The 13,364-nt window shown below is 72.4% G+C and carries 9 protein-coding genes; 3 read left to right on the top strand and 6 right to left on the bottom strand.

What is annotated here, in order from left to right; all coding sequences use genetic code 11:
* Positions 1-371: 371 nt before the first annotated feature.
* The 6 genes from ACWCSD_RS13955 to ACWCSD_RS13930 form a co-directional block, all read right to left on the bottom strand.
* Positions 372-2,291 carry a DUF2264 domain-containing protein gene (locus ACWCSD_RS13955; RefSeq protein ID WP_449914964.1) on the bottom strand — a complete coding sequence of 640 codons (1,920 nt, stop codon included), beginning with the start codon at positions 2,289-2,291 and terminating at the stop codon, positions 372-374.
* A gap of 3 nt (positions 2,292-2,294) precedes the next feature.
* The gene (locus tag ACWCSD_RS13950) at positions 2,295-4,652 is read right to left on the bottom strand and encodes a polysaccharide lyase 8 family protein (protein WP_449914961.1); all 2,358 of its coding nucleotides are present in this window, start codon (positions 4,650-4,652) and stop codon (positions 2,295-2,297) included.
* Positions 4,649-6,088 (bottom strand): M60 family metallopeptidase, encoded by a 1,440-nt coding sequence (locus ACWCSD_RS13945; protein ID WP_449914958.1) that lies wholly within the window; start codon positions 6,086-6,088, stop codon positions 4,649-4,651. Before ACWCSD_RS13945 ends, ACWCSD_RS13950 begins: the two co-directional genes overlap by 4 nt.
* Positions 6,089-6,097: 9 nt before the next feature.
* Positions 6,098-7,417 carry a M60 family metallopeptidase gene (locus tag ACWCSD_RS13940; protein WP_449914955.1) on the bottom strand — a complete coding sequence of 440 codons (1,320 nt, stop codon included), beginning with the start codon at positions 7,415-7,417 and terminating at the stop codon, positions 6,098-6,100.
* Between the two features lie 112 nt (positions 7,418-7,529).
* Complete coding sequence (locus tag ACWCSD_RS13935; RefSeq protein ID WP_357985914.1) at positions 7,530-8,609, bottom strand: LacI family DNA-binding transcriptional regulator; 1,080 nt, start codon at positions 8,607-8,609, stop codon at positions 7,530-7,532.
* A complete protein-coding gene (locus ACWCSD_RS13930) occupies positions 8,606-9,646 on the bottom strand; it encodes a hydroxyacid dehydrogenase (protein ID WP_449914952.1) in 1,041 nt (346 codons plus the stop codon). The genes ACWCSD_RS13935 and ACWCSD_RS13930 overlap by 4 nt, the downstream gene beginning before the upstream one ends.
* Before the next feature lie 168 nt (positions 9,647-9,814).
* Between ACWCSD_RS13930 and ACWCSD_RS13925 the strand changes: the two genes are divergently transcribed.
* From ACWCSD_RS13925 to ACWCSD_RS13915, 3 genes are read left to right on the top strand one after another with little or no spacing between them, the layout of a single operon-like run.
* Complete coding sequence (locus ACWCSD_RS13925; protein ID WP_449914950.1) at positions 9,815-10,795, top strand: ABC transporter permease; 981 nt, start codon at positions 9,815-9,817, stop codon at positions 10,793-10,795.
* The gene (locus ACWCSD_RS13920; protein ID WP_357985905.1) at positions 10,782-11,669 is read left to right on the top strand and encodes a carbohydrate ABC transporter permease; all 888 of its coding nucleotides are present in this window, start codon (positions 10,782-10,784) and stop codon (positions 11,667-11,669) included. The genes ACWCSD_RS13925 and ACWCSD_RS13920 overlap by 14 nt, the downstream gene beginning before the upstream one ends.
* Positions 11,670-11,695: 26 nt before the next feature.
* The gene (locus tag ACWCSD_RS13915; RefSeq protein WP_397159238.1) at positions 11,696-13,363 is read left to right on the top strand and encodes an extracellular solute-binding protein; all 1,668 of its coding nucleotides are present in this window, start codon (positions 11,696-11,698) and stop codon (positions 13,361-13,363) included.
* Position 13,364 lies beyond the last annotated feature (1 nt).

The raw sequence follows: 13,364 nt of genomic DNA, 5'->3' as shown, positions 1-13,364 counted from the left end.
CACGAAGGGCGCCGTAACCCTCAAGGCCGAAGCCTGGGACACCGAAGGCAACAAGGTCGAACAGACCACCACCCGCGCCTTCCCCTTGCGCTGACACCTGGACCCGAATCCGTGCCCGCCACCCACCCAGGGCGGCGGGCACCTGCCTGACCACAGCCGATACGACTCGTTACTCTTCGCGGCAGACAGTAGTCATTCGCCGCAGGAGTCCCCAGCGGGCTCCCGGTGCCCATCCGCTCGTACGAGAGAGACAGGCATCGACGCCCGCGATCAGGTGGCCGCGCCGACCCGTTCAGGAGCTTCTGGATCTGCGAGCCGCTGACGTGGTTGGGTGACGCGGTGAGCGCGTCGCCGGACACCAGGGCCTGCGATCATGAAGCACTGCGGCCCGGGTCAGGAGACCGTGTCAAGGTCGTGGACGTGCCGTCGGGGAAGCCGATGACGACCTCGCGGGCGGAGACGTCCACGGTGACCGCGTCGCGGAGGGCGGCCGGGTGCACGGCGTCGCCGGAGAGCACGACCAGCGAGACGTGCAGGCCGGGCTCGTCGGCGTGCAGGCACGGGACGGCAGAGTGCGGGCCGAACGCGTTGGACTCGACCTCGCGCTCGACGCTCGCCCGCCGCCAGCCGTACAGGGCGACGATCGCGGAGGTGAGGCCGTCCGCGCGGCGCGCCATCGCCCATCCGCGCCCGGTCGCCACGGTCGGCGGCACGTCCCCGGCCACCGCGAACCCACCTTCACGCACGCCGCCCTCACCGCCGCCCTCACCGCCGCCCTCACCGCTGCCCTCACCGCTGCCCTCACCGCCGCCCTCGCCGCCGGCGATCTCGTGGACGCGGAGCTCCCAGGGACCGCGGACGACCGAGGTGCTGGTGACGAGCGCGCCGCCCGCGGTCCGATGGGAGGAGGAGGCGGTGGCGTCCGCGCACGTCAGCGCCGTGATCGCGGTACGGCGCGAGGGAGTGCCGCCGGGCCCGACCAGCGCGAGGTGGTTGTCGAGATCGCGGGCCCAGGCGTGCTCGGCCGCCTCGGGGGCGGTGCGGGTGGAGTAGGCGAGCTTGGCGTAGTGCGGGTCGTCGGGCGGCGCGCCGTGGTCGCTGCCGTGGTTGAGCAGGCGGACGATCCCGTCGTGCCGGGTGCCGTGCAGGAGCAGACCGGCGGCGGGGACGGCCGCGACGACGTCGTGCTCGTCGATGGGCAGCGGCTGCTCGCGCTCGGTCCACACCGGGTGGTCCGGCGGCAGCAGCAGCCCGAGGAACCCCTTCGACGCCCAGTACGGCGACGCGGGCCCCGAGTACGCCTGCGTCACCGGCAGGAACGGCTCGTACCAGCCGAGGGAGAGCAGCCCGTCGGGGCCCGGCACGCCGCGCTCGGCGAAGTGGCGAGCCACGGAGGAGGCGAGCTTCCTGGTCTGGCCCGGCGCGAGCGGGGTGGCGCCGGTGAGCGCGCCCAGCCAGACGGGCGCGAGGGCGGCGAAACGGTAGGTGAGCGAGCGGCCGTGATGGACGGGCGCGCCGTCCGCACCGAAGAAATGCTGATATGTCGTGAGGAATTCGTGCAGGCGGCTCGTGTACACGCCGGCCCGCTCCGCGTCGCCCGACATGCGCGTCCACAGCAGCGGGTACAGGTGCAGCGCCCAGCCGCAGTAGTAGTCGAAGTTGCGCGAGCCGCCGTCGGTGTACCAGCCGTCGCCGGCGTACCAGTCCTCGATGCGTTCAAGGCCGCGGTCGATCTCCCGCTGCTCGTACGGCCCGCCCACCGACTTCAGGAACTCCTCCGTCACCGTCTGGAACAACATCCAGTTGTTGTCCCAGGTGCGCTTGCCGACGAAGCCGCCGAGCCAGTGGGCGACCCGGTCCCGTACGCCGTCGTCGAGCCGGTCCCACAGCCACGGCCGGGTCTCGTGCAGCGCGACCGCGATCGAGGCGGCCTCCACCATCTGCTGCGAGCAGTCGGTCAGCTCGGGCCACGCCTCGCCGCTGCCGGGGTCGGTGCCCGCCGCGAGACCCCTGGCGTACCGCTCGGCGAGGTCGGGGACGTCGCCCGCCGCGCCCGCGAGGCGGAACGCGGCGAGCAGGAACGTGCGCGCGAACCCCTCCAGCCCGTCGAGCGCCACGCCCGACCAGCTCGCCCGGCCCGGCAGCCGGATCTGCGCGAAACCTGGGGAGGCGTACGGCGTCACCGCCCCGAGCAGCCGGTCGGCGAGAGCCTCCCAGTGGGCGCGGGTCCAGCCGGTGCGCGAGGAGAGCACGCGGTCGGTCGGCGGCAGCGACAGGTACGGAGGGATCAACGTTCAGCCTTTCTTGCCGACGGCGAGCACGGCGGTGTGGGACCGGCCGCGGGAGCCGGCCAGATCGACGGTGACGGAGGGCCGCTCGCCCGTCGTGACCGAGACGGTGTCGTCGGCCCTGACCAGGGCGTGCGCGGGATGGGGAAGCACGAGCGTCACCGCCGCCACGGTACGCCCCGGGTCGGAGACCGCCAGAGTCGTCCGTCCCGCCGCCCGCCGGACCAGGACCGCGCAGGGAGCCGAGGCCGACACCCCGCCCGCCTCCCCCGCCGCCCAGAACGTGGCCGCGAACAGCTCGCCGCCGCCCGCCGAGCGCCCGTGCGCGCGCACCGCCTGCACGGTCGCGGTGTTGGCCAGGATCTCGGCCCGGTCGAAGTCGCGCGTCCGGTCGGGTGTGGCGCCCGGGAGCAGGACCCAGGCGTAGTCCGCGCCGGACGGGCTGATCCCGTGGTCGAGCCAGAGGGTGGTGTAGTCGCAGGTCACGGTGGCGTCCGTGCCCTGCGTGCTCGCGCCGTCGTTGATCGACCGCCAGGTGTCGGTACGGCGCTCGGTGAGCGAGCGCGGCCGGTGGCCGGACGGGAAGACGTACCCGGCGACGCCTTCGAGGTGCGCCCAGCCATCGCCGGTGGTGAGCGGGGCGGAGGTGCGCCGGTTCTCCACGACCGTCTCGATCACGCGGCCGTCGGCGCTGGTGATCCCGGCGCCGAGACAGACGACGGCGTCGTCGAGGCACACCCAGGTCTTGCGGGCGGTGAGCGTGGTCCCCACGGCCATCAGGTCGAGCGCGGCGACGCCGTACCCGTCCGCGGTGGCGCCGCCCGCCCAGGCGTTCTTCGGGCGGAACGTGCCGGTGCCGCCGGAGGAGACGGCCGGGTCGCGCGGGCGGGTGTCGACGGTGGTCCCGGCGAGCCGGTGGGAGTCGACCGTGGGCCAGTAGCCGTCGCTGTAGTGGCCGGCGTCGAGGTAGAGGTACGTCGCGCCGTCGCCCTGGTACCAGGCCCGGTAGTTCTCGCCGTTGCCGCACTCGTACAGGGCGATCCGCTTCGACGACAGGCTGATCGCGTACGACCAGCCGGGACGGCGGTGCACGACGCGGTCCATGTCGGCGAACACGTGGTGGCCGCTCGGCCGGGGCGCGGCGGCGACCGCGTCGTCGGCGAGCACGGCGACGGCCCTCGCGGTGGCCGCGACGTCCGCGCCCTCCAGGAACCGGCCGCGCGCGATCCACCCCTTGGCCAGCTCGCGGAACCGCGCCGCGGACGGCTCCCCCGCGCCGGCCGCCAGGCGCAGGATCGCGTCCACGGTGTCGCGGCCCGCGTCGTGGTCCCGGTTGAACTGCCGCGACACCGCCCGCCCGCGCACGCTGTCCATCATGAGCCCGTCGTGGATCCACGGCGCGTACGTGCGCTCCACCGCGTCCAGCACGACCCGCACCGCCGGGTCGTCCACCTGCCAGGCGCTCCCGCCGAGCAGGCCGAAGATCGCGCTCACCGACTGGAGCAGGACGACGCCGTACGAGCCCGTGTAGGCCACGACGTCGTGCTGGACGAACGAGCCGTCGGCGTAGTAGCCGTCGCCGGAGGTGACGTAGCCGAACAGGGTGTGCTTGCCGGCATCGCGCCGGTCGGACAGGCCGTCGCGGGCGAGCGCGATCTTGTCCGAGCTCTCGCCGACGATGCCGCGCAGGGCCACGATGAGCGCCTTGTCGGCCCGGTTCGCGCCGGTCTCGGCGAAGTTCGTGAGGTTCGTCCGGCGGTCGGGGTTCGGGCAGAAGCGGTCCACGGCGCGGATCCAGGAGGCCCGCCGTCCCGCGTCGACGGCGTCGTGCATGAGCACGCAGGTGTCCATCAGCGCGCGCGGGGCGCCGATCTCCCAGTGCCACCAGTTGCCGGTCTCGCGCTTGCCCTCGTTGTAGGCGCGCTCGTAGAGGAAGTCGAGGCCGCCGATGATCTGCGCGGCCAGGGTCTCGTCGGCGTACAGGGCCGAGCCGCGGCTCGCCCAGGCGGTGGCGAGCGCGCGCAGGCGCTGGTGGCTGGTCGCGATGTCGCCGGACACGCCGGTCAGCGGGAGATCCGGCCACAGGTGCGTACGTCCGGGAGCCAGGTTCATCGACGCCCGGTACGCCGAGGCGGTCGCGTCCAGGCGGGCCAGCGGCGCGGCGAAGGCCGGGTCACGGGGGTCGAGGTCGCCGCCCGTGATCAGCTCGGCCGCCTTGGCCCGGAGCCCGGCGAAGTCGGCGGGACCCGCCGGTACGTCCGCCCCCGAGGCCGCTGTGCGGCGGATGGTTCCGGCCCGGGCCGGGGTCGCGGTGAGCAGGGGTGCGGCGGCGGCGACGCCGAGGAAGGCGCGGCGGCTGGTCATCGCTCGCTCAGCCGGGTCAGGTCGGCGTCCGGCGCGGGCAGGCCGAGCGCGGCCAGTTCGGCGTACCCGCTCTCCGGGATCGGGAACGCCCACGCGCGCAGGAACCCGGACAGGTCGCGTCCGGCGACGCGGCTGAAGTACAGGGCCATCAGCGTGAAGCGCCGCGCCGAGTCCCCCGAGGACGACGGCGGCGTCTCCTCCCTGACCAGCCGGTGCACCCGGGGGTAGAAGTCATCGCCGAACCCGAGTTCGAGCTGCCGGAACGGCACCAGCTTCTCGAACGCCCCGAGCCCGGCGTAGTCGGCGACCGGCAGCTTGGCGAGCGCCGTCTCGTAGGCGTTGCCGGTCACCAGGTTGGACGGCATGCCGAAGTGCCGCTGCACGGCCAGGCTGTAGATGTTGACCGTGACCTCGGTGAGCTCGCCCGGCCGCCAGGCCATCTGCTGGTGCTGGTGGCCGAGCTCGTGGTAGACGCCCCAGCCGGTGGTCCGCACCTTGTCGGGCAGGAGCAGGCGGGTGGTGGCGTACGCGTCGTAGTAGGCGGTGTAGGCATGGGTGGCGTACGCGGTGGACTTGGGGCCGTATTCGGGGCGTACGTTGACCAGGTGCCGGCCGAGCGGGGTCGGGGCGTGCAGCGGGGCGGAGCCGTCCAGGCCGGAGATCGCCGCCTCGACGTCCTCGACCTGCTCCAGCAGGGTCATGAGCTGGGCGTGGTCCTGGTCGCGCACCTGGAGGAAGGTCTCGCGCCGGACGGTCACGATCATCTGCGGCGAGACCAGCTCGACGAAGGGCGCCTGGGTGAACGCGTCCACCTGTGCCTGGAACTCGGCCTCCGTGGTGCCCTCGGGCGCGAACACGGGCGCGGCGAAGGCCGGGCGGCCCTGCCACGCCGCCCGCGTCGCCCGCGCCGGGTCGCCGCAGCCGCTGCTCGGCGCCAGCACGTACGTCGGCACCGGGACGCCCTCCGGCCCGAACCGCACGACCGCGTTCGCCCTGCGGTCACCGGTGAACGACAGGTACACCATGCCGCCGCCCGCGTCGGTGACCGTGTTGACGCCCTCGGTGAGCGGGTGGGCGCGCGGGTACCGGTAGGCGGTGTCGGGGTTGGTGTCGGGGGCGCCGACGTGCAGGGTGGGCCGGGGGCCGTCGGGGGCGCGCACCTCAAGGGTGAGGGGGCGTCCGGGCGGCAGGTACAGGCCGGTCGGCACGAACTCGGTCGTACGGTAGACGGTCTGCATGCGCAGCCGCTCCGCCTCCGCCGCCGGCCGCCCCCGCAGCACCACCGCCCTGCGCGGCCCGGGAACCGGCGTACGGGCCGCGGCGAAGGCGGGCCTGGCCAGCAGCGCCGCACCGCCGGCGGCGGCCAGCCCGGCGAGCGCGCCCCTGCGGGTGAGGGGCCTGGCGAGAGGGTGGACGGAGGTCCGGTCAGTGGTCACGGCGGGCTCCTAGTCGGTGAGCGTCGAGGGGTCGGCGGCGGGGGCCGGGAGGCCGAGGGCGGCGACCCGGGCCAGGTACTCGGCGGTCAGCGGCGCGCCCCAGCGGGTCCAGAAGCCCGACAGGTCGGCCCCCGCGATCCGCGAGGTGTAGATCGCGAGGTAGCCCCACCGCTTGGCGGACTCGGTGTAGTCGGAGGCCGGGCGTTCCTCGCGGACCAGCCGGTGCAGGCGCGGGTGGAAGTCCTCGCCGAAGGCCAGTTCGAGCTGCCGGAACGGCACGAGCTTCTCGTACGCCCCCAGCTTCCGGAAGTCGGCCGCGGGCAGCTTGGCCAGCGCGCTCTGGTACGGCGTGAGCCCCGTCCTGGCGTCGGGCCTGGTGAGGTTGGACGGCTGCGCCAGCGTGCGCTGCGCGGCCAGCGCGTAGACGTTGACCGTCACCTCGGTCAGGTCCTCCGGCTTGTAGGCCATCTGCTGGTGCTGGTGCCCGAGCTCGTGGTAGACGCCCCAGCCCCGGGTGCGCAGCCCGTCCACGGCGATGAGCCGGTCGAGGTAGGTGCGCGGGTAGGCGGTCCAGCCGTGGGTGGCGTACGCGCCGGCGCCCGTGGGCATGCGCGGGGCCTCGACGAGGTGGAAGGGCAGCGGGGAACGTTCGGCGGCGGACAGGCCGGAGATCGCGGCGTGCGAGGCGGTGATCGTCTCCAGGAGCCGGAGCAGTTCCCCGTGGTCCTGGTCGCGCCAGGCGAGCATGCCGTTGCGGGTGACCGTGACGATGGCGTGCGGCGAGACCAGCTCGGCCTGCGGTGCGGCGGTCAGCGTGTCGAGCTGGGACTGGAACTCGGCCTCGGTGCTCTCCCCCAGCGTGAACGTCGGCACGCGCACCCCGCCCGACAGGAACTTGACCCTGGCGCGCTGCCCGTCGCCGGTCAGCGCCAGGTAGACGAGCCCGCCGCCGGGGTCGGTCACGGTGGTGACGCCCTCGGTGAGCCGGTAGGCGCGCGGGTTCTTGTAAGCGACGTCGGCGTGGGTGTCGGGTGCGCCGACGTACAGGGTGGGCAGCACCCCGTCGGGGGCGGTCACCTCGACGGCCATCGGGGTGCCGGCGGGCAGGTGGACGCGGGTGGGGTGGAACTCGGTGGTCCTGAGCGCCTGCTGGAGCCGGAGGCGTTCGCCCTCGGCCGCGGGCCTGGCCCTGAGCGTCACGGTGTGCCGCGCCTCCTGGCCGGCCGGGCGCGCCAGGGCCGGGCGGGGGCCGAGCAGGGCCGCGCCCGTCACCGCTCCGGCCGCGCCGAGGGAGGTGCCGAGGAAGGTTCTGCGTGTGAGGGGGGTCATGGCAGGGATTGTGTAAGCGCTTACTATGCCGGTCAAGGGCTTACTAGATCTTTCTGCGGCTTTCTATCCCTGCTCCACGCGGCAATCCGGAGCCATGATCAGTAAGCGCTTCCTACGGCAGCGGCGCGACCGAGGCCCTGACCACGATGCTCGTGCCGACCTTGGCCATCGTCTGCACGGGCGAGAGGTAGTCGTCGTCGTCCCCGACGTCGAGGCCGAGGCGTACGGCCTGGCGGCCCAGCTCCTCCAGCGGGATGCGCACGGTCGTCAGCTGCGGCCGCAGCTCCTGCGCGATCGGCACGTCGTCGTAGCCCACCACCGAGACCGCCTCCGGCACCGGCACGCCCGCGAGCTCCAGCCCCTGCATCGCGCCCGCCGCGACCGTGTCGTTGGCGCAGAACAGCGCCGTGAAGTCGAGCTTGTCGGCCAGCAGCGCGCGGATCCTGTCGTAGCCGAACCTGCGGTTGAGCTGCCCGAGGTGGATCAGCCCCTTGTCGTAGGGCAGGCCGCGGAAGGCGAGCGCGCGCCGGTGCCCGGCGAGCCGCGCGACGGTCGTGGACAGGCTCGGCGGCCCGCCCAGGAAGACGATCTTCCGGTGCCCCTGCGTGATGAGGTGGTCCGTGATCGCGAAGGCGCCGCCCTCGTTGTCGTACTCGACGACCCGGGTCGGCACGTCGTCGCCGAGCGACGGCCGGCCGCACAGCACCAGCGTGGAGCCGCTGGCATGCAGCGCGCGGGCCCGGCGGGCGACCTGGGCGGCGTAGGCGCGGTCCTCGTGGGCGCCGCCGACCAGGATGACGGCGTCGGCCCGCTGCTCGTGCAGCAGGTCGATGAGCGCGAGCTCCTTCTCGTGGCTGCCGTGGGTGCAGCAGACCATGCACAGGCGGCCGTGCCTGGTGGCCTCGCGCTCGACGCCCCGGGCGATGTAGGCGTAGAAGGGGTCGATCACGTCGTTGATGATGATCCCGACGGTCCTGTTGGTGGCTCCGGCCAGGGCGCGGGCGTGGGCGTTGGCGACGTAGCCCAGCTCGGCGATGGCCCGCTCGACCCGCTGGCGCGTGACCGCCGAGACCGGGTAGTTGCCGTTGATCACCCGGGACACGGTCGCGCTGGAGACGCCCGCGCGTTTCGCCACGTCGGCCATCGTCGCCAGGCTCGGCTCGGTCACCGGCACCTCCTCGCTGTCGATCATGCCATTCGGTCGAGCTCGCCGCGATCGATCTCGTGCAGCAGCGGCAGCCCGGCGGCGTATCGGGCGATCTCCCCGAGCGTGGACTCGGCCAGCCTGCCGAGCTCGTTGCCCTGCGCGCCCGCCAGATGGGGGGTCACGAACGCGTTGGGCAGGTCGAACAGCGGATGGCCGGCCGGGAGCGGCTCGGGGTCGCTGACGTCAAGTATCGCGTCGAGCCGGCCGCTGCGTACCTCCTTGACCAGCGCGTCGGTGTCGACCAGGCCGCCGCGGGCGGTGTTGACGACGACGGCGCCGTCGCGGAGCATCGACAGCCGCCTGGCGTCGAGCATGCGACGGGTCTCGCGGGTCTCGGGGGCGTGCAGGCTGACCACATGCGACCGCCTGACCAGGGTGTCGAGGTCGACGGCCATGCCGCCGAGCTCGGCGATCCCGGCGGGGTCGGCGTACGGGTCGTAGACCAGCACGTCCGCGTCGAGGCCGCCGAGCAGCCCCATGACGCGCCGGCCGATCCTGGACAGCCCGACCAGGCCGACCGTGATGCCGCGGGTGCCGAGCCAGGGCAGGCCGGAGAAGTCGCGCCGGGTGCCGCGCTCGCGGTAGCGGCGGGCCAGGGTGAAGGCCCGCTTGGCGCCGAAGACGATGGCGGCGAAGGTGAACTCGGCGACGGGCACCGCGTTGGCGTCGGCCGCGCTGCAGACCCGGACGCCGCGTTCCAGGACGGCCGGGTCCAGGAAGGTCTTGACCGTGCCCGCCGCGTGCGCGACGAGGCGCAGGCCGGGGGCGCGATCGAGCAGCCCGGCGTCGATCTTCGGGCAGCCCCAGCCGGTCACCAGGACCTCGGCCCCGGCCAGCGCGCGCAGGGCGTCCGGCGAGCCGACCTCGTGCAGCACCTGGTCGTGGAGCTCGGTCAGCTCACCGAGGCGGCGCAGGGCCTCGTGCCCGAACACCTCCTCGCGCACCCCAGGCGCCATCGCCAGCACGGCGCGCGGTCTCGGCCGGGTGTGCGGAGGTCTCACCGGCGCCTCTTGTCTGCCCACGTCCATCTCCCGATAGTAAGCGCGTTCTACGCACTGCTGCGGCACGCTATGGCTTCACCTGCGCAAAGGTCAAGGAGCCGGGCCAAGAACGGCACGACTTCCGGCCAGGGGCTTGACGAAGCATGAAAGCGCTTACTAGCTTCCTCGCCAACTGGAAGGACCCAGCGCATGACCGCTACCCTCGACGCCCCCCGTGCCGGGACAGCGTCGTCGTCCGGCGAGAGGCCGCGCAGGCTCTCGCTGTGGCGGCGCCTCCGGCGCGACCGGGTGATGCTCCTGCTGACGCTGCCCGGGCTGATCTATTTCCTGGTCTTCCACTACGGGCCGCTGTTCGGCTACGTGGTCGCGTTCAAGGACTATCAGCCCTACATCGGCTTCATCGACAGCGCCTGGGTGGGGCTGCGGAACTTCGCCACCGTCTTCGGCGACCCCGGCGTCTGGAACGCCCTCGGCAACACCCTCAAGATCACCCTCACCCAGCTCGTGCTCTTCTTCCCCGCACCGATCGCCCTCGCACTGCTGCTCAACAGCGTGGTCAGCGACAGGGTGCGCAGGTTCGTGCAGAGCGTGGTCTACCTGCCGCACTTCATCGGCTGGGTGATCATCGTCTCGGTGTTCCAGCAGATCCTCGGCGGCGCGGGCGCGCTGCCGAACTTCCTGCAGAGCGCCGGCCTGCCGCGCTACGACATGATGACCGACCCCGACGTCTTCCCGCTGCTGGTGACGTTGCAGGTGATCTGGAAGGACGCCGGCTGGGCGACGATCATCTTTCTCGCCGCCCTGCTCGCCATCAACCAGGACCTGTACGAGGCCGCCGCCATGGACGGCGCGGGCCGCTGGCGCCGCCTGTGGCACGTCACGCTCCCCGGCATCACGCCGATCATCGTCCTGCTGCTGATCCTCAACCTCGGCAGCATCCTGTCCGTCGGCTTCGAGCAGATCCTGCTCCAGCGCGACAACGTCGGCCCCGAGGCGGGCGAGGTGCTGGACACGTTCGTCTACTTCAACGGCGTCAAGGACGGCCAGTGGGGGCCCGCGGCCGCGGTCGGCCTGGTCAAGACCATCGTCGGCACCGCGATGGTGCTCGGCGCGAACAAGGTGGCCCACCTGTTCGGCCACGAGGGGGTGTACCGCGGTGGCGACAAGTAGCCGGCCGGCCTGGATGGAGCGGCCCTCCACGCCCGGCCTGATCCTCAAGGGCGCGATCCTCACCGCGGTCGTCCTGCTGGTGGCCTACCCCTTCGTCGGTGTCATCGGCACCAGCCTGTCGGCCGAGTCCGACATCGCGCGGGCGGGCGGGTTCGTGCTGGTCCCGTCCGCGCCGAGCCTGGCGGCGTACTCGACGATCCTCAGCGGTGGGGTGGTGACGCGGGCGCTGCTGGTCAGCGTGCTGGTGACGGCCGTCGGCACGCTCGCCAGCATGCTCGCCACCATCGGCATGGCGTACGGGCTGAGCCGCCGCGAGGTGACCGGCTCGCGCTGGATCCTGATGGTCGCCCTGCTGACCATGCTCTTCAACCCGGGCCTGATCGCCAACTTCCTGCTGGTCAAGCAGGTCGGCCTGATCGACTCGTTCGGCGCGCTGATCCTGCCGAGCCTGGTGAGCGCGTTCAACCTGGTCGTGCTGCGCTCGTTCTTCATGGGGCTGCCGCGCGAGCTGCTGGAGAGCGCCCGCATCGACGGCGCGGGCGACTTCGGCATCCTCGTCAGGATCGTGCTGCCGCTGTCGAAGGCGGTGCTCGCGGTGATCTCGCTGTTCTACGCCGTCGGCTACTGGAACGCCTTCTTCAACGCCCTGCTCTACCTCGACGACTCCGACAAGTTCCCGCTCCCGCTGATCCTGCGCACGTTCGTCCTGCAGGGCCGTTCGATGGAGACCGTGACGGCCGCCGAGGCGCCGGCGCCCGTGCAGGCGGTCCAGATGGCCGTGCTCGTGGTGGCGATCGTGCCCATCCTGCTCGTCTACCCCTTCCTGCAGCGCTACTTCACCAAGGGCGTGCTCACCGGCGCCGTCAAAGGCTGACCCCCCAACCCCCCAAGGAAGATCCCATGAGAGAAAGCGTCTCGCGCCGAGGTTTCCTCCGGCTCGGCGCCGCCACGGCGGCGGGTGTCGTCGCCTCCTCCGCCCTCGCGGCCTGCGGTGGCGGGTCCGCCGCGCCCGCCGCCAAGGCGCAGGGGCTGACCATCAAGCTGCCGACGTACACCCCGCCGGCCGGCACGCTCACCCCCGACCTGCCCGGCAGCCCCACGGGCGTGCCCGAGGGCTACTTCACCTATCCGGACAAGCTGTTCAGGGCCGTCGCCAAGCCGCCGATGTCGGGCGGGACCGTGAAGATCGCGGTGCAGACGTTCCTGCCGCCGCCGCCCGGCCGCGCGGAGAACCCGGCATGGCAGGAGGTGGAGAAGCGGCTCGGCGGGACGGCCGACGTGCAGGCGGTCTCGTCCGACGACTGGCCGACGAAGTTCAACACGATGGTCGCGGGCGGCACGTTGCCCGACATGTTCACCTACATCCAGTCGCAGGGGGTGAACAACCTGCCCGCGTTCGCGGCCAGCCAGTGCACCGACCTGACGGCGCTGCTCGGCGGGGACGCGGTCAAGGAGTACCCGAACCTGGCGGCGATCCCGCAGGTGTTCTGGAAGCAGGGCATCGTCGGCGGCAAGCTGTACGGCATCCCCATCCCGCGCAACATGGTCGGCGGGCTCGGCTTCTACCGGGCCGACATGTTCGCGAAGGCGGGCGTCACCGACCTGGCGCAGATCTCCGACATGGACCGCCTGTTCGAGCTGCTCAAGGAGGTGACCAGGCCCAAGGACAACCAGTGGGGCGTGCTCACCATGGTCGGCGGCGTGTACGGCTTGTCGATCTTCTCGCAGCTGTTCGGCGCCCCCAACGGCTGGCGGCTGGAGAACGGCAGGCTCGTCCACGCCATCGAGACCGAGGAGTACAAGGCGGCCGTCGAGTACGTCCGCAAGCTCCGCGAGGCGGGCGTCGTCTACCCCGGCTCGGAGGGCTTCGACGGCCTCAAGCGCAAGAACGAGTTCAACTCCGGCCACGCCGCGATGGTCTACGACGGCCTGCCCGCCTACCTCGGGCCCACCGGCTACCTGCAGACGTCCAAGAAGATCGACCCGACGGCCGATCCGCGGCCGCTCACGCCGGTCGGCCCGAAGGCCAAGGCGTTCCTCAACAACATCGTCGTCTCGATCACCATGCTGAAGAAGAGCGACGAGCAGCGGGCCAAGGAGCTGCTGCGGGTGGCCGACTTCTTCGCCTCGCCGTTCGGCAGCGAGGAGTACACGCTGTTCAACTACGGCCTGGAGGGCACCGACCACACGCGCGACGCCAAGGGCGCGCCGGTGCTGACCGAGCAGGGCGGGCGGGACACCGCCGTGCCGTGGAAGTTCGTCGCCGCGCCGACGCAGGCGCTGTTCGACTCCTCCTCGAAGGAGGCCGTGAAGATCATGCACGACGCGATCGGCAAGATGATCGCCGTGGGCGTGGAGGACCCGACGGTCGGGTTGTACTCCCCCGCCAACGAGAACAAGTACGAGTCGCTGTACACCATGCGCACCGACCGCGTGACCTCCATCGTGGCTGGGCGGGCGCCGCTGAGTGACCTGGACAAGCTGGTCAAGGACTGGCGGGCGCAGGGCGGCGACCAGGCACGCGCCGAGTTCGAGGAAGCACTCAAGCAGTCACCGAAGGCGGGCTGAC

The organism is Nonomuraea sp. NPDC001684 (genome assembly GCF_053596515.1).
This window is presented reverse-complemented; position numbering and strand designations above follow the sequence as displayed.

Bases quoted from the DNA above. Each gene is read 5' to 3' on its own strand.
- ACWCSD_RS13915 (WP_397159238.1), top strand. From the start codon at position 11,696: ATGAGAGAAAGCGTCTCGCGCCGAGGTTTCCTCCGGCTCGGCGCCGCC.
- ACWCSD_RS13935 (WP_357985914.1), bottom strand. From the start codon at position 8,609: ATGATCGACAGCGAGGAGGTGCCGGTGACCGAGCCGAGCCTGGCGACG.
- ACWCSD_RS13940 (WP_449914955.1), bottom strand. From the start codon at position 7,417: ATGACCCCCCTCACACGCAGAACCTTCCTCGGCACCTCCCTCGGCGCG.
- ACWCSD_RS13950 (WP_449914961.1), bottom strand. From the start codon at position 4,652: ATGACCAGCCGCCGCGCCTTCCTCGGCGTCGCCGCCGCCGCACCCCTG.
- ACWCSD_RS13925 (WP_449914950.1), top strand. From the start codon at position 9,815: ATGACCGCTACCCTCGACGCCCCCCGTGCCGGGACAGCGTCGTCGTCC.